We start from the raw sequence: 21,404 nt of genomic DNA on the forward strand, positions 1-21,404 counted from the left end.
TCACAAAAAATTTATGTATTTTATGCTGTTTTTTTCACCTTAAACCACGCAGCATACAATGCAGGCAGGAAAAATAATGTCAGCAAGGTGGCTACAATCAGTCCACCCATAATTGCAACGGCCATTGGACCGAAGAAAATACTTCGTGAAAGTGGGATCATTGCTAATACCGCTGCCAAGGCTGTCAGAATAATTGGACGGAAACGGCGTACCGTTGCGTCAATAATCGCTTCCCATGTTGGATGCCCTGCTTGCCGGTCTTGTTCGATCTGATCAATCAAAATGAGCGAGTTACGCATAATCATTCCGGATAAAGCAATGGTTCCCAGCATAGCCACAAAACCAAATGGCTTATTAAATAAAAGTAAGAACAGAACTACTCCTATTAAGCCTAATGGTGCAGTCAAAAATACAATAGTTGCTCTCGATAGACTCTTAAGCTGAATCATGAGTAATGTCATGACCACTGCCAAAAATAGTGGCATACCAGCATTGACCGAACTTTGTCCTCGTGCTGACTCTTCGACAGTTCCCCCCACTTCAATGAGGTAACCACTTGGTAACTCAGCACGTAACTTATCCATTGATTCGGCTAACTCGCCAACAACAGTCGCTGGCTGTAATTTGGTACGAATATCTGCACGTACGGTAATTGTTGGTAAGCGGTTACGATGCCAGATCAGGCCATCTTCAAATTTATATTCAATTTTAGCAATCTGAGCTAAAGGCACTGTCGTACCATTTGCAGTTGGGACTGCTAAACTTGCAAGAGAAGCGACTTCAACACGCTCAGCTTGATCACCACGTAAACGGATTTCGATCAGCTCACGCTTTTCACGATACTGTTCAATCGCACTACCTGTAATTGAAGCATTCAGGAAGTTTGCCAAATCCACACTTGAGACACCCATTTGTCGAGCACGATCTTGATCAATCTGAATCGCAATGATTTTGCTCGGCTCACCCCAGTCCAAATGTACATTGGTAGTATTTGGGTTTTCACCAATCACCTTCGCAACCTGCTGTGCTTCTTTACGTACCAGATTGAGATCTTCACCTGACACACGATACTGCAATGGATAACCTACAGGCGGACCATTTTCCAGTAATGACACACGGGTACGAACTTGTGGGAGCAACTGTTTAATTTGAGTTTCTAGCGAGCGACGAATTTCATCACGGTCATCAAGTGAGGTCGCTAAAACAACAAACTGTGCAAAGCTGGCTTGTGGTAATTGCTGGTCTAACGGTAAATAAAAACGTGGTGAGCCTGTACCCACATAGGCCACATAGTTATCAATACCTTTTTGTTTAGACAGGAACTTTTCAACCTTTTTCACCGCTTGTTCTGTAGCAGTTAAAGAAGCGCCTTCTTCAAGTTTTAGATCGACTAAAATCTCGGTACGGTTTGATGGTGGGAAGAACTGCTGAGGAACCATTTTAAACATCAGTACAGAGAGCATGAATATCCCAACCGTTGTCGCAATTACAGTCTTACGATAGGTCACACAAAACTCAACCATTTTCCTAAAACGTAAATAGAAACTAGATTGATAAGGATCGTAATGATGGTCCTGTGAAATCTCGATCGTTTGTGGTTGCGGTTTTTTCGTTAATCTTGCCCATAAACGAACATACCAAGGTGCTTGATGCCCAGTCTTGGTAAAATCAGGCAGTAGTTTTTCACCCAAATAAGGTACAAATAAAACTGCGGCAACCCAAGACACCAATAATGCAATAGTCACCACCTGAAAGATCGAACGCGTGTATTCACCCGTACTAGACTGTGCCGTAGCAATAGGTAAAAAGCCCGCTGCCGTAATGAGTGTCCCTGTCAGCATTGGAAAGGCCGTTGTTTTCCATGCAAATCCGGCGGCCTTAATTCGGCTATAGCCCTGCTCCATCTTAATTGCCATCATCTCGACTGCAATAATGGCGTCATCGACCAGTAAGCCTAAAGCTAAAATCAGAGCACCCAGAGAAATCTTATGTAGTCCGACATCGAATATATTCATACCGGCAAAAGTCATTGCTAAAACCAAAGGAATGGAAAAAGCGACCACTAAACCTGTACGGAAACCTAAAGAGAAAAAGCTCACTAACAAAACAATAATGACTGCTTCAGCAAGTACTTTCACAAACTCATGAATACTGCGTTGCACAGCTACTGGTTGGTCAGACACCTTCTGTAATTTCATACCTAAAGGCAAAGTCTTTTGCAGCTGGGCAAATTCCGTTTCTAGGTTTTTACCCAAGGCAATAATGTCACCGCCCTTACGCATCGATACAGCAAGGCCAATACCATTTTCACCCATGAAACGCATACGTGGCTGAGCTGGTTGACTAAAACCGCGGTAAACATCAGCGACATCACCAAGTTGAATGGTTTTGTTGCCTACCAGTAACGGCGTTTTCTTAATTTCATCAACGCTTTGTAAATGCCCACTTACACGAATTTGAATACGGTCTGTACCAGTTTCAAAGAAACCAGCGCTTGCCATACTATTTTGCTTTTGTAAGGCTTCTTGAATTGCAGAGAGAGGAATACCGAGCTGAACTGCTTTGGTGTTTGAAATCTCAATCCAGATTTTTTGGTCTTGTAAGCCAACCAATTCGACTTTGCTAACATCCTTGACGCGTTGCAGCTGTAATTGCAAACGATCGGCATATTCTTTGAGTAGTGCATAGTCAAAGTCCTTGCCCGTCAGTACATAAATATTACCGAAAGTATCACCGAACTCATCATTGAAAAAAGGGCCTTGTACACCACTTGGGAGTTCAGTGCGAATGTCATTGACCTTTTTACGAACGTTGTACCAAACATCAGGAATCTGTGCCGATTTCAATGAATCCTTGGCAAAGAAAGTAACCATTGACTCACCTGGGCGGGAGTAGGCCATAATCTTTTCATACTGCCCAGTTGTCATCAGTTCCTTTTCAATACGATCAGTCACTAACGTTGAAACTTCTTTGGCAGTCGCTCCAGGCCAGAATGTTTTGACAACCATCACTTTAAAGGTAAATGGCGGATCTTCACTTTGAGATAATTTGGAATAGGAAATTGCACCGATAATGGCAAGCAACAACATAAAATAAAGGACGATACCTTTATTGTTCAGTGCCCATTCCGAGAGATTGAATTTCATGGCTTTGTTGCCCCCTGAATTTTCACCGCGCGGTTTTCACGGTCAATCGGATGGATCTTCTGCTTATCATGTAGTAAATGGACACCACCAATCACAACCCAATCATTTGGTGTTAACCCCGTTAATATAGGCACACTGTCTCGGCCATAAGCTCCCACGGTTACAGGTACTTTGCGTAAAGTTTGATTTGCATTTACGACCCATACATAGGGCTGATTATCTGTGGCAGAAACACTCGAAAGTGGCACACTCATCACATTGGTTTGAGTCGAGCTAAAAAATACCCGAGCACTTTGTCCAAGCTGAATAGCAGATTGGCCTTCTTTGAGTGCTACTTTGACTGTAAAAGTACGAGACTGGTCAGCCGCTGGAGAAACTTCACGTACATATCCGGCAAATTTTTCATTCGGTTTAGACCACAAGGTAATCCAAGCTGCTTGACCAACCTTGATCTCGGAAACTGCTTGTTCTGGTACGCCTATAACCACTTCACGTTCGCCATCAATAGCCAATTGATAAGCTGCTTGTCCTGCTGAAACGACTTGTCCAATTTCAATATTACGCGCGGTAATCACTCCGTTTTTATTAGAAATAAGTTGGTTATAACCAGTTTGATTTGCAGAAACTTCATAGTTAGAGCGGGCTTGTTGTAACGCTGCTTGCGCTGCGTCGTATTGATTTTTTACCGTATCAAATTGTGAACGGCTAACTGCATTTACAGGTAATAATTGTTGGAAACGTTTAAGTTCATCTGATGCTGTTTTCGCTGCTGCCTGTGCATTTTGTAATTGAGCTTTGGCGGCATTTAATTGTAACTGTGCATCTGCTACATCGAGTTTCGCTAATACTTGTCCAACTTTAACTCGCTCACCTACATCGACATAGCGAGCCGTAACTTGTCCACCTACTCGAAATGCCAAGGCCGTTTGTTGTCGAGCCTGTACATCTCCTGCATAGCTTTTTAATTCGTTTAGTGTGGTCGAAGGCTGCGTTACCATCACGTAGGGTATTTCTTCTGTTTTGGGTGCCTCTTTACTACACCCCATTAATGTGACCGTGCAAACAATCACCATACTCATGATGAGAGGTTTTAACAGATTCATATCTTATCGCTCTTATTCAAACTGATTTTTTAAGGCACAATATGCTTGCATCATAGTTTGTTTGTTTTTTAATTAATATACCCATGGGTACATTAATTAAAAAAAACTTATAAATATTTATTTTTTTAATCTTTTATTAGAGGGTTTTGTGCAAACAGTTAATCAAAGTGGTCGCCCCAAAGATCTAGAAAAGCGTGCTCGTATCCTACAAGCCGCTAAAGCTATTTTTTTAAAATCTGGTTATCACGGTACCAGCATGAACCAGATTGCGCAGGAAGCAGGCGTTACCAAACTTACGGTTTATAACCACTTTCAAGATAAAGCCAATCTATTTATCTGTGCGATTACAGAAACATGTGAAGAGACACTCGGCACTAAACAATTTGAATTAGATGCATCCGTAGACTTTTATCAAGCACTATTTATTGTGTGTTCACGTGCCTTACAAATTATTTATTCACCTGAGGCACTAAAACTTGAACATGTCTTATTCGAACTCGCAGCGGAACAAAGCCCATTAGCTGAACAATTTTTTACGGCATCTCATACTCGACTACAAAATGAGTTAGCTGCGTTCTTCCAAAAGGCAGCCGAATTAGGCTTTATTCAATCCGATGATCCGATTTATCAAACAGAACTTCTTTTAACTTTATTGCTTGGTGTACGCCACCATAAGGTTTTACTTGGAATTATTACTGTACCCAATGCTCAAGAACTAAATCAGATTATTCGAGATGCTCTTGACTTATTTTTCCTCAAATATCGGAATTAAACCAAAGTCCGATTGCCAAAATTTGCATCAGGTGCATGCCATCTTTTGAAGCGTTATAAGCGATTTAAATGTTATTTTTTAAGCAAAAATTCACATTTTCTTACGCTCAAAGCTTGGAATGTTCGTTAATCGCGCTATATTCGATAAGAATAAGAACAGGAGAAAATAGCATGGTTCAGCAAATCGATGCGCCACTGCGTGAGGATGTCCGCTTACTTGGCAATTTGTTAGGTGAAACCCTAAAACAACATGCAGGACAAGAACTGTTTAATCAGATCGAGCAAATCCGTGCTCTTGCCAAAGGTGCACGTGATGGTCAAGCTGAAGCCGAAAAGCAATTAGAACAATTATTTTTAGAACTGCCCGATGAAGAGCTATTACCTCTTACCCGCGCTTTCTCTCATTTTCTGAATTTTGCTAATATTGCCGAGCAATATCATGTGGTACGTAGCCGCAGACAGGCAGAGTTTGATTCGGAGGCTAATTCTCCAAATCCACTTGTTCACTTATTTCAAAAGTTTAAAGATAAAAGTATTTCGACAGAAAAACTATTCCAGCAAATTTGTGATCTTAAGATCGAATTGGTACTTACAGCACACCCAACCGAAGTAAGCCGTCGTACCCTCATTCAAAAATATGACGATATTAATGCTTGTCTTTCACAACTCGATCAGCAAAAACTTACTCCACGCGAACGTCAAAATGCGCTTGCCAACTTAAAACAACAAATTAGTTCAGCTTGGCAGACAGATGAAATCAGACAGCACCGCCCGACTCCTGTCGATGAAGCAAAATGGGGCTTTGCAACCATTGAGCAAACGCTTTGGAATGCCGTACCTAAGTTTATTCGTGAATTAAATGAGTTAGTTCAAGACAATTGCCAACAAAACTTACCACTCAATATTGCACCAGTCCGCTTCGCATCTTGGATGGGCGGCGACCGTGATGGTAACCCGAACGTTACTCATCAAATCACTCAAGAAGTATTATGGTTATCACGCTGGCAAGCTGCCGACCTTTACCTAAGAGATATTGAGAATTTACGTTGGGAGCTTTCAATTCAGGCTTGTTCTGAAGAGATGATTCAAGCGATTGGTAGTCCACACCCAGAACCTTATCGCGAGTATTTACGTGCAACACGAGAGCGTTTAAAAGCAACTCGTCATTGGTTAGCTCAGCGTCTACAAGGCTTAGAAGCAGATGACAGCAATGTCATTAAAAGTAAAGATGAGCTATTACAACCATTATTGCTGTGCTATCGCTCTTTAATTGATAGTAATCTGCCTGAAATCGCAAATGGTCAACTTCTCGACTTTATCTACCGTGTGAACTGTTTTGGTATTGAACTACTTAAACTTGATATTCGCCAAGAATCAGGCCGTCATCGCCAAGCCATTTCAGCCATTACCGAATACTTAGGTTTGGGTAATTTTGAGTCATGGACTGAACAAGCCCGTCAAAACTTCCTGATTCAGGAACTCCAAAGCAAACGTCCGTTGCTACCGAAATATATTAATGAACCGGAAGGGAGTTTAATTGGCCACCCAGATGTCCAAGAAGTATTTGCAACCATGCGTACTTTGGCAGACCAACCGCCTGAGTCGTTAGGGGCTTATATTATTTCGATGGCTGAATATCCAAGTGATGTTTTAGCTGTATTGTTATTGCAAAAAGAAGCAGGTATTCAGCACCCTTTACGTGTGGTGCCTCTATTTGAAACTTTAAAAGATTTAGATGGCGCTGCAACTACCATGAATACGCTGTTCAATATGCATTGGTATAAGCAGCACATTCAGGGCAAACACGAAGTTATGATCGGCTACTCGGACTCAGCAAAAGATGCTGGCTTCATGTCTGCTAACTGGGCCCAATACCGTGCTCAAGAAGAGCTGACTGCAATTGCTCGTAAACACGGCGTACAGTTGACTCTGTTCCACGGTCGTGGCGGCTCAATTAGCCGTGGTGGTGCTCCAACTCAACAGGCTCTCTTTTCGCAACCACCGGGTTCGATCTCTGGTGCAATTCGTGTAACAGAACAAGGTGAAATGATCCGCTTCAAATTCGGTCTAGAAGGTATTGCCATGCAAAACCTTGAAATCTATACCGCAGCAACACTTGAAGCGACATTATTGCCACCACCAGAGCCTAAGGCCGAATGGCGTGAACTCATGAACCGTATGACAGATCATTCCGTGAAGGTTTATCGTCAAACTGTGCGTGAAAACCCACATTTTGTGAAGTATTTACGGACTGTCACGCCTGAACTTGAATTACAAATGTTGCCACTAGGCTCGCGTCCGGCAAAACGTAAAGTGAGTGGTGGTATTGAATCTTTGCGTGCAATTCCATGGGTATTTGCATGGACACAAATCCGCTTGATGTTACCAGCATGGTTAGGTACAGGCGCTGCCATTAATGAAGTAATTGCCGATCAGCAAAAAGCAACACTTGATGAAATGCTCCAGCAATGGCCTTATTTCCAAACGCTCATTGATATGTTGGAAATGGTATTGTCTAAAGCCGATGCCAACATTGCACTCTACTACGAGTCTCATTTAACTGAAGATGAAGATTTAAAAGTGCTCGGTAACCAATTACGTCAGCGCTTAAAAGATGCTGTTGAAACGTTACTTAAACTGAAAGATGAATCAAAGCTTCTTAGCAATAACGAGGTTCTGGATCAATCTATGCAGGTCCGTAAACCATATTTACTTCCTTTGCATCTTTTACAAGCTGAACTCATGAAACGCCGCCGTGATTATCTCGCGGAGCGTCAGGCAGAACATACCCCTGTTGACCATGCACTGATGGTGAGTATTGCAGGTATTGCTGCTGGTTTACGTAATACGGGCTAAGCTGTTTTTACCAATTGTTTGACAAAGCAGTACATCGGTGATGTGCTGCTTTTTACTTGCAAAGTTCCCCATTTTTTATAAATTTTCCACGATTTTTTATTTTTTTAAATATTTTTTAAAAATCATAAAATTAATTTTTATAATAAAAAAATAACTAATTCCTTATATTTAGAATTTTTTAAATTATACCAATCGTTAAAAAATAATTACTTTTCACTCACATACTGCTCTCTAGAGATTAAATGCATTCCCAAGAAAGAGTATCATTGCACCAATTAAAGAATAATGAGCTCATTTTATGTCCAACTGGTTTCCAAAATGGCAGCCTTACCAAGGTGATGTTGACCATCGACCGGTCTCTACCAATGAATATCTCCCCCCAGTTCAAAGTGCCATTTTAGGCATCCAACATGCATTTGCCATGTTTGGAGCCACCGTTTTAGCACCATTACTCATGGGCTTTAATCCTAACCTTGCTATTTTAATGTCTGGTATCTGTACCATCCTGTTCTTCTTAATTACAGGTGGTCGTGTTCCAAGTTATTTAGGATCGAGTTTTGCCTTTATTGGTGTTGTTGCGGCAGCTACGGGGCATATCACAGGTTCAGGGGCCAATCCAAATCTTTCAATTGCGTTAGGCGGAATCGTAGCCTGCGGTATCTTTTATGCACTCATCGGTTTTATTGTGATGCTTACTGGTACACGCTGGATTGAAAAACTCATGCCACCTGTGGTGACTGGCGCAATCGTGATGATTATTGGTCTAAACCTTGCACCTGTCACCATTAAAGGTGTTGCAGGCCAACCCTTTGAAATGTGGATGGCTTTAATTACCGTACTTTGTATGGGCAGTATTGCGGTCTTTACGCGTGGTTTATTACAACGTTTACTTCTATTAGTTGGTTTAATTTTGGCTTATGCAATTTATGCCATTACGACTAATGGGTTAGGTTTAGGTAAACCAATCGATTTTAGCCAGATCTCACAGGCTGCATGGTTCGGTATTCCAAGCTTTTCACACCCTACTTTTGATACCAAGGCTATTTTAATTATCGCGCCGGTTGCACTCATTTTAGTGGCAGAAAACTTGGGCCATATTAAAGCAGTAGGTGCAATGACTGGTGAAAACCTGACGCCACAATTAGGCAAAGCATTTGTTGCAGATGGTTTAGCGACAACACTTTCTGGTAGCGTGGGCGCACCAGGCATGACCACTTACGGCGAAAACATTGGTGTGATGGCGGTTACTCGTGTGTACTCAACGATTGTATTTGTGATTGCAGGTATCTTCGCTATTTTCTTAGGGCTATCCCCAAAATTTGGTGCTGTCATTAGCACTATTCCAAGTGCAGTCCTCACAGGTGCATCTATTGTGGTATTTGGTTTAATTACCATTGCTGGTGCAAAAATCTGGATCGAAAACAAAGTTGATTTTTCCAACAATAAAAATCTGATTGTTGCTTCTGTGACGATTATTTTAGGTGCTGGTAACTTTGAATTATTGTTCGGTAATTTCAATTTAGGCGGTATTGGCACCGCAACATTTGCAGCCATTATTTTAAACTGGTTGTTTAGTTTAAAAGATAAAACTTAAATTCAAAAAGGCAGCGTAAGCTGCTTTTTTTCATTACGATTTAGTATGATGAATTTTTGCGTTTCAATACGTTCCTATCATGCGTTTTGATTTTTTTGATTTACAGCTGGTCCTTCATATTGTCTCGACTGGTAGCCTAACTAAAGGTGCGGACCGCTCTGCGATTTCACTTCAAGCAGCGAGTGAGCGTATAAAAAAACTCGAACAGTATTTTGAAACACCTTTATTTATTCGCCAAACCACAGGCGTAGAACTCACCACAGCGGGACATGCTTTTGTAGAACATGCTCGTCAGCTTTTAGCACAAAAAGATCAACTCGAACAAGAAATGCAGCGCTTTAAGTCTTCCACAACACAAGCCTTAACACTTTGGTGTAACTCTTCTGCTCAAAGCGAATATTTGCCTCCGTTATTACCGCAATACTTAGTGCTTCATCCCGAAATGAATATCGATTTGCACGAAGCAGAAAGTTCAGAAATTGTAGATGCATTAACCCAAGGAATTGCGAGCCTTGGCTTGGTCTCAAGCTTTTTTGATACCCGGCATTTGCAAACGAAAGAATTTGCGAGTGATCCTTTAGTTTTGATTTGTCCTGCTACACATGAGTTAGCTCAATATCAAAAGCTAAATTTGATAGAGGCTTTAAGCTATGGTTTTATTGGCCTTAAAGCTCATCACTCTTTGCAACAGTCCATTGAAACTCAAGCGAAATTATTAGGCTTTAATATACAGTACCGTTTGCGCTTACCTAACTTTAGCGCAATTGCTGAAGTCGTTGCCAAAGGCGTGGGTATTGCGATTATGCCTGCCCGTGCGGCACAGCGCTTGCAATCGGACTATGATTTCCACTCCATCCAATTAATCGGCGCATGGGCAAACCGAAAACTACTTTTGGCAACACAAAATTTCAGCCAGCTGCCTAGCAGTTATAAGCAATTTGCAGATTTTCTATTAGAGCATCGCCCTTAGAAATTTGGTTTAGTGCAAAATCATATAAAGCCCTAACGACACCAATCCTATAAAAAAGATACGGCGAAATAACTGCTCATTGAGTCGATAACGGATTTTTTTACCGATCCACATTCCAATCAGCGCAGCCAACAACGCAGCAAAAGATAAACGATAGTCCAGTGTTACTCCCGACATCGGATTATGGTGTAAAAAAACAGCTAGACAAATGGTAGAGACGGTAAATGTTAGTCCCAAAGCCTGTACCAGCTCGTCACGTTTTAAATGTAAAGACTGCAAGTAAGGCACGATAGGGATAATAATGACGCCTGTGGCTACGGTGACTGCCCCACCAATATATCCAATAATCGGCGATAACCAACGCTCATGTTTCCCTAAGTGTGGAAGTTTTTTGACACACAGTCCATAAAGGCCATATAAGGCCAACATACAGCCTAATAAAATCTCACTACTGTGCCCATGGCTTTGACTTAAAGTGGGTAGAAAGCTCCATATTGAGCCCACCACAATACCTATGAGTAAGGTCCAGAAACGGCGAATAAAAGCCCAAACATGCCCCTCAGCAAAAAGCTGCCAAACATTGGTGACCATTGAAGGAACAATTAAAAGAGATGCAGCCTGAAAAGGGCTCATTGCGATGGTGAGTAAACCCATTGATACTGCGGGCAAACCTAGGCCAATCATGCCTTTAATCATGCCAGCAAAGGCAAACACCATCATAATAATTGCTAAAAAAGTCACTGTTTATCTCCGATTCCCTACATGGTTATGCTACGGAAAAAACAGGTTTTGCCCTATTCTTGTTTTTAGGAGTAGGCCTCAATTAGAGGTTGAGGCCGTTTTGTATTTTTCTTCTAAAACATTACTAAAAATACTTTCAATCATCCAAACTCGGTACAAGCTATTAAATACATAACATTGCCCATCAATACGCAACTCTAAAACCGGCAAATCAGGCTGATGCTTGTCTTTGCAAAGTGCATCATTCTGCTCCAAAACAGACGGTACATCCTGTTCGGTTAAATGCTCAATGCCAAGTTGTTGCTGTAACTGTTGGAAATGCTTCTGGAAAGATGGATCTTTTCCTTTAGTCCAAACGGCCTGCAAAATAGTAAAAATTGTATCAAGTTGCTGATTTTCCGGCACACTATAGAAAAGTTTTGCCATCTCAAGTGTACTTTCTTCTGTAGGACGGCAAAAAGGTGTAAAAGCAACCTCTGTACGTTTAGACACACGTGTTGCCAAGCTCCAGTCAAACCAGTCTCGGCCCCGATAACTCAAAGGATAAACTTTTAGTTGAATATCATAATAGTCAGCAAGCTCTTCTTTAATATAAGCAAGCAGCAACCAGCTCATCGGGTCTTCTAAAGCAATAAATACATCAAGCTCAGGATGAAGAGCCTGAATTTCATTGAGTGCTTCGGCATCATTAATCAAATGTTCACGCCATTCGATATGATTAATTAAAAAAATTGGAATACCTGTCAGTAACTTTTGTTGTTTTAAACGACGAGTTAGACGTAATAAATCATCCACTGCGTGATATTTACGTCCACCAAATTCAAAGTACGCTGCCTGTACAGGTTCATCTGTAAAAATACGTTCTGGAAAATGCTGTGGTATCTGATGCTTCACCGCCATGGCATGTAAAGTACGTAACTTTCCATATTGCTGTTGCCAAAGCATGTGAAAGATATCTTCAAGTAAATGGAAGAAGTTCTGACCTTGTAATGGGGTTCTTTTTAGTATGACAGCGGCTTGTTTTAAAGCTTCTTGGCTTGGGATTTCTGGGAACTCATCAAAAGCAAAACGATGCTGATTTGCTAAAATCTTGGCATCATTTAAACAATAATGCTGCCACTCCTCTTGCGTCATGCTGTTCGGAGGTTCAGAAGATGTATGAGAAATAATAATTTTTAAAGGTTTAAGCTCATCACTTAAAATTTCATCTAGCTGAGACAATTGCTGAACAGCCAGATAGCTATACACATCATCAAGTCGTAAATAAATACTTAAACCATTTTCCGTGGGTAACACCGCTTGACGAGAAGGTTTTTGGTAAAACCAGCTCGATCGGATAGGGTCAAACCAACGGCGTAGCAGTGACATGAGTAGTGCCTCTAAAAATAAATCCTAAGCGAGATCAAAAGTTATTTTGATCATAGTGCAAGGTGAAACAGTAGTCGAGATGGAAAAATGACTACCTAAGTTCGCGCAGAAAATATGTCATGTTATTTCGCGAGTTTCTGCGTAGGTGAAGATTTTATCACCATTTTATGGCAAACCCATAGAATGATCTGAAAACACCTTTTTCTACAAGCGGATTTTTTTTACCAGACATAAAAAATGCACCCCTAACATGATATCAATTCATCGTGTTAATGGGTGCATGTTTCCTATTCAATTATTAAAATTGAATATTTTATAGAACGCGTACAGCTCCTTTTGCCGCACTTGTGGTATGCATTGCATAAACTTTTAACGCTTTTGATACTTTACGTTTACGTTCTTCTTTCGGATGCCAGCCTTTCGCTTCTTGAACTGTACGACGGTGCGCCATAGTCGCATCATCAATATTCAAGTGAATGGTACGGTTTGGAATATCAATTTCGATGGTATCGCCATCTTCAACTAAACCAATTGCACCACCTTCAGCAGCTTCTGGCGAAACGTGACCAATTGAAAGACCTGATGAACCACCAGAGAAACGACCATCTGTAACCAAGGCACAGTCTTTTCCTAAACCTTTAGATTTAAGATAGCTGGTTGGGTAAAGCATTTCTTGCATGCCCGGACCACCACGTGGACCTTCGTAGCGAATAACAACAACATCGCCAGCTTTAATCTCATTGCCTAAAATTGCTTCTACAGCTGCATCTTGGCTCTCAAAAACGCGTGCTGTACCAGTGAATTTTAAAATAGATTCATCTACCCCCGCAGTTTTTACGATACAACCATCAAGTGCAATGTTGCCGTATAAAACAGCTAAACCACCATCTTTAGAGAATGCATGTTCTGCATTACGAATTACGCCCTTTTCACGGTCGCCATCTAAAGTTGAGTAGTAACGGTTTTGTGAGAATGCAACCTGAGTTGGAACACCGCCCGGAGATGAACGATAGAACTCATAAACCTCTGCATTTTCAGTACGGATAATGTCCCACTTATCTAACGCATCTTTTAAAGTTTTTTCATGTACTGTCGGTACAGATACATCCAGTAAATTAGCACGATCAAGCTCGCCTAAAATGGCCATGATACCGCCTGCACGATGTACATCTTCCATATGTACGTCTTGTTTTGCTGGCGCTACTTTTGAAAGCACTGGTACTCGACGTGACAACTCATCAATGTCGTCCATTGTAAAATCAACTTCAGCTTCATTTGCCGCAGCTAACAAGTGGAGAACTGTATTGGTTGAACCGCCCATTGCAATATCAAGTGTCATCGCATTTTTAAAGGCAGCTTTAGTGGCAATTGAACGAGGCAAAATACTTGCATCTTCTTGTTCGTAATAGCGCTTAGCCAATTCAACAATAAGCTGACCTGCTTTTAAGAATAATTTTTTACGGTTTGCATGCGTTGCAACGATAGAACCATTGCCCGGTAAAGATAAACCTAAAGCTTCGGTTAAACAGTTCATTGAGTTTGCAGTAAACATACCTGAACATGAACCACAAGTTGGACATGCTGAACGTTCAAACTCTGCAACTTCTTCGTCGGTGTAACTATCATCAGCAGCAACAACCATCGCATCTACAAGGTCAATGGCCTTTTCATCACCACGGAATTTAACCTTACCTGCTTCCATTGGTCCGCCAGACACAAACACCACAGGAATATTCAGGCGCATAGCGGCCATCAACATTCCCGGAGTAATTTTGTCACAGTTCGAAATACATACCATCGCATCGGCGCAATGAGCATTTACCATATATTCAACTGAATCCGCAATTAAATCACGTGATGGTAATGAATAAAGCATGCCGTCATGCCCCATCGCGATACCATCATCCACCGCAATTGTATTGAACTCTTTAGCAACACCACCTGCTGCCTGAATTTCTGCTGCGACAAGCTGCCCTAAATCTTTTAGATGGACATGGCCCGGAACAAATTGAGTAAATGAATTGACCACTGCAATAATTGGTTTGCCGAAATCTTCATCTTTCATTCCTGTTGCACGCCATAAGCCACGTGCGCCAGCCATATTTCTTCCGTGTGTCGATGTTTTTGAACGATAGTCAGGCATTTGTATTTCCAACAAGTTGTGCTTGAGTGAAATGACTTCCACTCTGGCTGAATGATACTGATATAGCGTTAGATCAGTCGGAATATTGACTCATCATCATAATTTGATCATTCTCCATTCTATAGAAGCAAATAATATAGGGAAAGCCAAGAACGATAATACTCAGTCAATATTTAGCAAAACTTACATGAATAATTTTTTATTTTTTCATAACCTTTTTTTATCAATAAAATTTTTTCAATAATTTTTTGTTCACTATTTAAAAACTAAAACGCTCAATCGCCATGAGTTTAGGGCTTCAAACGTTTTTCACGTATACTACCCATAAACTCTTTTTGGATTGCATTTGTGAAAATTATTTTTGCTGGCACCCCCGAATTTGCTGCAACAGCATTGGCGGCTTTATTAAAAACTTCCCATGAAATTATCGCGGTTTATACTCAACCAGACCGTAAAGCAGGCCGTGGACAAAAACTAACACCGTCTCCTGTAAAACAGCTTGCACTGGAACATAATATTCCTGTTTATCAACCGCTTCACTTCAAAGCTTCAACTGAAGAAGGCTTGGCAGCTCAACAAGAACTTGCTGCTTTAGGCGCTGATGTCATGGTGGTTGCAGCATATGGTTTAATTCTTCCACAAGCTGTGCTCGATACACCTAAATATGGCTGTTTAAATATTCACGGCTCGCTATTACCACGTTGGCGTGGTGCAGCGCCAATTCAACGCGCGATTGCAACAGGTGATGAAGAAACCGGCATTACCATCATGCAAATGGCGGCAGGTTTAGATACAGGCGATATGATGTATAAAACCTATTGCCCAATCACTTCCGAAGATACTTCTGCGACTTTACATGACAAGTTGGCAGCACAAGGAGCAACAGCAATTTGTGCTGTACTCGAGTCAGAAGAAACTCTGCAAAAATATTTGGCAGAACGCGAAGTCCAAGACGAAAGCTTAACGGTCTATGCTCATAAACTCGTAAAGTCAGAAGCTCGTATTGATTGGTCTATAAATGCAGTTCAAGTAGACCGCAATATCCGTGCATTCAACCCTTGGCCAGTCGCTTTTGTTCAACTTGATGAAAATAATGCACTGCGTGTTTGGAATTCTCTAGTTTCTAGCCAAAGCAAAGCACATGCTCAAGCTGGTGAAATTATTGCAATTGATAAACAAGGCGTACATGTTGCTTGTGGTGAAAATACATTTATTTGTCTAACGAGTGTACAGTGGCCAGGTGGTAAAGCATTAAATGCTCAACAAATTGCACAAACTCAAAAACTTCATGTAGGACAGATTCTGCCATGAGTCAGGTTACTTCAAACTCATCACGTTTTAACCTGCGCACTCAAGTCGTCCAAACGTTACTCAAAGTTCAGCAGGGCCAATCATTGGCTAGTATTTTAAATACACAGCTGAATCAAGTCGCAGAGCGTGATCGTGCGTTATTTCATGAACTTGTTCTAGGTACTTTACGCCAATGGTTCGCACTTAAGTCAATTAGTCTGCCTTTGCTCAGCAAACCTTTAAACAATGAGACAGTAGAAACCTGTCTATACGTTGGTCTTTATCAAGTTTTATGCACGCGTATTGCAGCGCACGCTGCCATCTCAGAAACAGTAGATGCGACTAAACAACTTGGTTTCCCTGCACTCAGCGGTATTGTGAATGCAATTTTGCGCCGAGCAACTCGCGAAACTGAGGACTTTCAACAAGGTTTACAGCAAGCCCATGGCTTACCAAGTTGGCTTTTTAAGCGTTTAAAAAAGGATTGGGGAGAACAAACAGAAGCTCTCTGCCAATCGTTAAAGCAAACCGCACCTTTAACTTTACGAGTAAACCAACGCCATATTGGTCGCGATGCTTATTTAGCAAAACTACAAAGTTTAGATATTCAGGCACGTGCGTGTACTCTATCTGGCGCGGGTATTATTCTTGAACAATCTGTACAAATTACACAGTTACCGGGTTTTGAACAGGGCTGGTTTTCTGTACAAGATGAACATGCACAGCTATGTGCAACCTTATTGCCTGATTTAAACAATAAAACAGTTATTGATGCGTGTGCGGCTCCAGGTGGAAAAACGGCTCATTTGCTTGAAAAATTTAAACCAGCCCAGTTAATCGCCATTGATCAGGATCCAAGTCGTTTAGTCCGTGTAACTGAAAACCTAAACCGACTAGCACTAGATCAAAGCCATACTGAAATTCTGGCAGCAGATGCAACCAAGTGGACTCCAGCCCAACCTGTAGATTGTATCGTGCTCGATGCACCTTGTTCTGCGACAGGTGTAATTCGACGTCATCCTGACATACGTCTATTGCGCCAATCTAGTGACATAGCCCAAACCATTGAGCTACAAAAGCAGATCTTAGAGCATATGTGGCAGCAACTTAAAGTTGGAGGCACCCTGCTTTACATCACCTGTTCAATTTTAAAAGCTGAAAATGAACAGCAGATGATTAGCTTCTTTGCAAAGCATACCGATGCAAAAGAAGTAAAAATTGAAGCAGATTGGGGAATTGAACAAGCTCATGGCAGACAACTGTTGCCAGAAGCACAATCTGGTGATGGATTTTATTATTGTAAAATTCAAAAAATTGCATAAAAAAAAGCAGGCTTAAAAGCCTGCTTTTTTACTAGATCAGTATTAAAGAGTGTGCTGGTCTTTGACTTCTTCTAAGACTTCATCTAACTCTTCAGGATGTCTTGATAAATGTAAGATGGATAAAGCTAGTCCACCCCATACAAATACCATTGAAATTATCATCATCACGATTGCCGAAGTATTCATTAATTTATCCTCCTAGCGATCTTTCATTTTACTTAACACGATAGCAACGACTGCACAGAAAATCACACTGCCCCAGCCAAATACACCTTGTAAGCTCATACTATAAGTATCATAGCCATTTTTGATCAAATTAAAAACAGTCATAGTGAGTGTTGTTAATAGGATAAAAGTAGTAATCACGGTTAAGGTGAAATCCCATCCCTTACCCAATTGAATGGTTGAGATACGATTGACATGATCACGAAGCTCTCTAAGAGCTGAGCGCTTAAACCAAGCTACGCTAATAATTGATATCAATGCCCCCCCAATAATGCCAATGTTATTGATAAAATGGTCGACAATATCAACGAGCTTAATTGCATTTACACTTGAGAATAAAATAATTGAGACTAGAGCACTACCGCCACCAATAATGGTTACCGCTTTCTTACGACTCCACTTCAACTTATCTTGCATCGCTGCAATAGGTACTTCCAAAATACTAACCATTGAAGAAATACCAGCTACAAATAATGAAGAGAAGAATAAAAGGCCGAATAGATCAGCACCGGACCCTAAACTTGAAATAATTTTAGGGAAAGCAATAAATGCGAGACCAATACCACCACTCACCACATCTTTAACTTCAGTACCTGCAGCATGTGCCATAAAGCCAAGCGCTGCAAAAATACCGATACCCGCTAAAATCTCTGTCGATGCATTCGCAAATCCAACGATAAGACCTGAGCCAGTTAAATTGGTTTTTGGTTTTAAGTAAGATGCATAGGTCACCATAATCCCGAAACCAACAGAGAGTGAGAAGAACGTATGACCATAGGCCGCTAACCAAACTTTATAGTCCATCATGGCAGACCAGTTTGGAGTAAAGAAAGCATTTAAACCTTGTACTGCACCCGGTAAACGTAATGACTGAATCACTAAAATCGTAAATAAGATGAATAATAAAGGCATAAAAATCTTATTAGATAATTCAACACCTTTTTTCACTCCACCATATAAAATGATTAAAGTCAGTGCCCAAATTCCAACAATTGGCCAGAATAAATGGCCTACAAACTGCAAATCAAAGCCAGTCGCTTTTGTGGTTTGTAAGTAGGTATTGAAGAAGAAGCCTTCCGGGTCACTTCCCCACATTTGGCCAATAGAAAAATAAATGTAGCTACCAGCCCAAGTCAGAACACTTGCGTAATACAAACCAATAATGATACAGACGCAAACCTGCCACCATCCTAGAGTTTCTCCGCCTTTAAACAAAGCTCTATACGCTTTAGGAGGCGATCCTGTACTACGATGGCCTACTGCATAATCTAAAAATAGTAATGGTAAACCTGCCGTAATAAGTGCAAGTAAGTAAGGAATAAGGAACGCACCACCACCATTTTCATAAGCAACGTAGGGGAAACGCCAAATATTACCTAAACCAACAGCCGAACCAACGGCTGCGATAATAAAACCAGATCGTGACGTCCAGTTTTCACGAGAATCTGTCATAGAACACCTAATGTTAAAAGATTACTTATTTTTACTGCTTTTGTTGATTGTTATTCCGCACGCAAAAAAAGAACCAAAGAATACTTTTGTGTTTGATAGAGAATAAAAGGCACCTTTTGAGTATTTTTATTTTCATGTCAAACAAGCAAAAATAGAAAATTCTTCCTTAAAGATTTTTGTCCATTTTTTGCCCCTATATAGTTGAACAATACCCGTTTTTATTTATTTTTACTGTAATTTCCGTCTGAAATTTTACGTTTTTTAGAGATTTTGATTTAGATTGGTTATTTTTTAGCTAATATTCATATTCTAAAACATATTATTAGAGAATATAAGCAATGATATTTTCTACCATTTAAATTATTTTCTACTTTATAAAGTAGATATATCAACCAATTTTAGATGAGTAAAATCACAGAATCTTACCGATGTATTACACAAAATTTATACTAAAATTTTTCCTAACAAGCTCCACTTAAAATCTATATTTTAATAATAAAATCAAAAACATAAATTAATAAAAATAATTATAATTCTAAAAGTTTTATATTCACCATTTTTCATCAATGCATAACTTCTCAGATGTCTATATCATGCGCTCAAAGATTTCTTTTCTTAGGATATGATGATGAAGATATTAAAAATGTCTTTTTTGACACTCGGGATGAGTCTTAGCGGATTTGCTCAAGCGGATTTTATAGGAGTTAAAGGGGACGTGGGCTATTGGTTTTACGATGGTAAAGCAAACATGTCTACACAATTGCCAGAAGACCAAGACTTAGATCGAAAAGGCAGTGCACAACTTTCATTAGCATTCGAGCACCCAATCCCATTTATTCCAAATGCAAAAATTCGTTACGTTAATCTAGATACTCAAACTAAATCAGAGACCTTAGGTCAAGCTAACTATAAGATTAATTTAGATCATAGTGATTTTATTCTTTATTATGAATTACTAGATAATATTGTGAGTGTGGATGCGGGTCTGGGTGCAACCGTATTAAATGGTGATATCACCGCCTATACAGGTAAACGTGTAGATATTGATAAAACATATCCTATTGCTTATTTGTCGGGAGAAGTAAAACTTCCATTCACAGGTTTAAGTGCTAAAGGTGAAGCAACTTATACAAACTTTAATGATGCAAAAATCACAGATGCATTGGCAGAAGTAAAGTATAAATTTGTCGATAATTTAGTAGTCGATTTAGGCTTTAAAGCAGGCTATCGCGTACTTAATATTGACTTAGATGATTATGATAACAATGACCTTAAATTTGAGTTTAAAGGCCCTTATGTTGGCTTAGAAGCACATTTTTAGACTCAATGAGGGTGAGAGAAATATCCTTTCACCCTATTTTTTTATAATTAGAAATTACCGTCTCAATTCGACTTAAAATTTGTGGCCAACCTTTTCTCATACCCATAAAAGCTTGTTGTCCCACAGAAGAATTCTCATTAAATCCCGAATGTTTAAGCTGCAAAAGTGTGCCCTCTCCTTGAGGAATTAATTGCCATCTTAGAGTTGTATCAAGTACACCAATTGCAAAGTCATATTCAAATAAAATTTCTTTATCAGCCACCTTAACTAGGCAATGTTGTACTCCAAAACTACCCATATCTAAAGTAAATTGATGACCAGCTTTAGGCTGAATATCTCCTTTAACCCACCATTGTTGAATGAGTTCAGGTGTGGTCAATGCTTCCCATACTTTCTTAGGTGGATATGGAATATATTGAGATAACTCAATTGCCTTCATCATTTTGTATTTTTCCATATTTTATCGAATTTATATTATTCTTGAAGTAATCATATGACAAATAAAAAAACACCCCAATCTCTTTTGAGATTGGGGTGTTTAGAATAATGAGCTGGCGATGACTTACTCTCACATGGGTAACCCCACACTACCATCAGCGCTAAGAGGTTTCACTTCTGAGTTCGGGAAGGGATCAGGTGGTTCACTCTTGCTATGGTCGCCAGCACAACTGTTTATGGATACTTGCTTTGGTCTTATTGACTGCCAAAGCGTTTTCCAAATCTTTACAGATTGGGCTGATTGAATCTGACTGTGTTCATTTTATCTAGTGGAATAACTAAATCAAGTTGCTTTGTAGATTTATGAATCGATTGATGCTTTATATACAACTGCTTGGGTGTTGTATAGTCAAGCCTCACGAGCAATTAGTATTGGTCAGCTTCACATATCACTATGCTTCCACATCCAACCTATCAACGTCCTAGTCTCGAACGGCTCTTTAGAGGAATAAATTCCTAGGGAAATCTTATCTTGAGGTAGGCTTCCCGCTTAGATGCTTTCAGCGGTTATCCCTTCCGAACATAGCTACCCGGCGATGCGACTGGCGTCACAACCGGTACACCAGAGGTTCGTCCACTCTGGTCCTCTCGTACTAGGAGCAGA

General features: G+C 40.3%; 15 protein-coding genes and 2 rRNA genes. 7 read left to right on the top strand and 10 right to left on the bottom strand.

What is annotated here, in order from left to right:
• Nucleotides 1–20 precede the first annotated feature (20 nt).
• Together J582_RS19360 and J582_RS19365 are read right to left on the bottom strand one after the other, a co-directional pair.
• Nucleotides 21–3,146 (bottom strand): efflux RND transporter permease subunit, encoded by a 3,126-nt coding sequence (locus tag J582_RS19360; RefSeq protein ID WP_032048425.1) that lies wholly within the window; start codon nucleotides 3,144–3,146, stop codon nucleotides 21–23.
• Nucleotides 3,143–4,249: an efflux RND transporter periplasmic adaptor subunit gene (locus J582_RS19365; RefSeq protein WP_032048426.1), complete on the bottom strand. Its 1,107-nt coding sequence runs from the start codon at nucleotides 4,247–4,249 to the stop codon at nucleotides 3,143–3,145. The genes J582_RS19360 and J582_RS19365 overlap by 4 nt, the downstream gene beginning before the upstream one ends.
• A 148-nt stretch (nucleotides 4,250–4,397) precedes the next feature.
• On the opposite strand from J582_RS19365, the gene J582_RS19370 reads away from it, so the two are divergent.
• The 4 genes from J582_RS19370 to J582_RS19385 all read left to right on the top strand — a co-directional run bounded on the left by J582_RS19370 (nucleotide 4,398) and on the right by J582_RS19385 (nucleotide 10,440).
• Entirely contained in the window at nucleotides 4,398–5,021 is a 624-nt protein-coding gene (locus tag J582_RS19370) for a TetR/AcrR family transcriptional regulator (RefSeq protein WP_004711305.1), read from the top strand.
• Nucleotides 5,022–5,191: 170 nt separating this feature from the next.
• Nucleotides 5,192–7,876, top strand: coding sequence for a phosphoenolpyruvate carboxylase (ppc, locus tag J582_RS19375; protein ID WP_002054002.1), 2,685 nt, complete (start codon nucleotides 5,192–5,194; stop codon nucleotides 7,874–7,876).
• A 298-nt stretch (nucleotides 7,877–8,174) separates the two neighbouring features.
• Nucleotides 8,175–9,470: a solute carrier family 23 protein gene (locus J582_RS19380; protein WP_016804285.1), complete on the top strand. Its 1,296-nt coding sequence runs from the start codon at nucleotides 8,175–8,177 to the stop codon at nucleotides 9,468–9,470.
• A gap of 79 nt (nucleotides 9,471–9,549) precedes the next feature.
• A complete protein-coding gene (locus J582_RS19385; RefSeq protein ID WP_022576129.1) occupies nucleotides 9,550–10,440 on the top strand; it encodes a LysR family transcriptional regulator in 891 nt (296 codons plus the stop codon).
• Between the two features lie 9 nt (nucleotides 10,441–10,449).
• Here J582_RS19385 and J582_RS19390 read toward each other — a convergent pair whose 3' ends face one another.
• From J582_RS19390 to ilvD, 3 genes are all read right to left on the bottom strand, one after another.
• A complete protein-coding gene (locus tag J582_RS19390; RefSeq protein ID WP_032048427.1) occupies nucleotides 10,450–11,181 on the bottom strand; it encodes a sulfite exporter TauE/SafE family protein in 732 nt (243 codons plus the stop codon).
• Nucleotides 11,182–11,259: 78 nt separating this feature from the next.
• Nucleotides 11,260–12,549: a hypothetical protein gene (locus J582_RS19395; protein WP_032048428.1), complete on the bottom strand. Its 1,290-nt coding sequence runs from the start codon at nucleotides 12,547–12,549 to the stop codon at nucleotides 11,260–11,262.
• Between the two features lie 313 nt (nucleotides 12,550–12,862).
• The gene (ilvD, locus tag J582_RS19400; RefSeq protein WP_004711295.1) at nucleotides 12,863–14,692 is read right to left on the bottom strand and encodes a dihydroxy-acid dehydratase; all 1,830 of its coding nucleotides are present in this window, start codon (nucleotides 14,690–14,692) and stop codon (nucleotides 12,863–12,865) included.
• A 348-nt stretch (nucleotides 14,693–15,040) separates the two neighbouring features.
• On the opposite strand from ilvD, the gene fmt reads away from it, so the two are divergent.
• On the top strand, nucleotides 15,041–16,003 hold the full coding sequence (fmt, locus tag J582_RS19405; RefSeq protein WP_004711293.1) for a methionyl-tRNA formyltransferase: 963 nt from the start codon (nucleotides 15,041–15,043) through the stop codon (nucleotides 16,001–16,003).
• Nucleotides 16,000–17,304, top strand: a complete 1,305-nt coding sequence (gene rsmB / locus J582_RS19410; RefSeq protein ID WP_031996670.1) for a 16S rRNA (cytosine(967)-C(5))-methyltransferase RsmB — start codon at nucleotides 16,000–16,002, stop codon at nucleotides 17,302–17,304. The genes fmt and rsmB overlap by 4 nt, the downstream gene beginning before the upstream one ends.
• 42 nt (nucleotides 17,305–17,346) lie before the next feature.
• Here rsmB and J582_RS19415 read toward each other — a convergent pair whose 3' ends face one another.
• On the bottom strand, nucleotides 17,347–17,490 hold the full coding sequence (locus J582_RS19415) for a methionine/alanine import family NSS transporter small subunit (RefSeq protein ID WP_002053803.1): 144 nt from the start codon (nucleotides 17,488–17,490) through the stop codon (nucleotides 17,347–17,349).
• A 12-nt stretch (nucleotides 17,491–17,502) separates the two neighbouring features.
• Complete coding sequence (locus tag J582_RS19420; protein WP_002053942.1) at nucleotides 17,503–18,981, bottom strand: sodium-dependent transporter; 1,479 nt, start codon at nucleotides 18,979–18,981, stop codon at nucleotides 17,503–17,505.
• A gap of 628 nt (nucleotides 18,982–19,609) precedes the next feature.
• Here J582_RS19420 and J582_RS19425 point away from each other — a divergent pair.
• A complete protein-coding gene (locus J582_RS19425; RefSeq protein WP_032048430.1) occupies nucleotides 19,610–20,302 on the top strand; it encodes a TIGR04219 family outer membrane beta-barrel protein in 693 nt (230 codons plus the stop codon).
• Nucleotides 20,303–20,330: 28 nt separating this feature from the next.
• On the opposite strand, the gene J582_RS19430 is transcribed toward J582_RS19425, so the two are convergent.
• From J582_RS19430 to J582_RS0104995, 3 genes are all read right to left on the bottom strand, one after another.
• Nucleotides 20,331–20,744: an SRPBCC family protein gene (locus J582_RS19430; protein ID WP_004885088.1), complete on the bottom strand. Its 414-nt coding sequence runs from the start codon at nucleotides 20,742–20,744 to the stop codon at nucleotides 20,331–20,333.
• Nucleotides 20,745–20,851: 107 nt separating this feature from the next.
• Nucleotides 20,852–20,966, bottom strand: a 5S ribosomal RNA gene (rrf, locus tag J582_RS19435).
• 179 nt (nucleotides 20,967–21,145) lie between these two features.
• A 23S ribosomal RNA gene (locus J582_RS0104995) occupies nucleotides 21,146–21,404 on the bottom strand; the annotation flags it as partial.

The sequence above is a fragment of the Acinetobacter sp. 1566109 genome (genome assembly GCF_000582255.1).
In the GTDB taxonomy this organism is placed as follows: Bacteria; Pseudomonadota; Gammaproteobacteria; order Pseudomonadales; family Moraxellaceae; genus Acinetobacter; species Acinetobacter nosocomialis.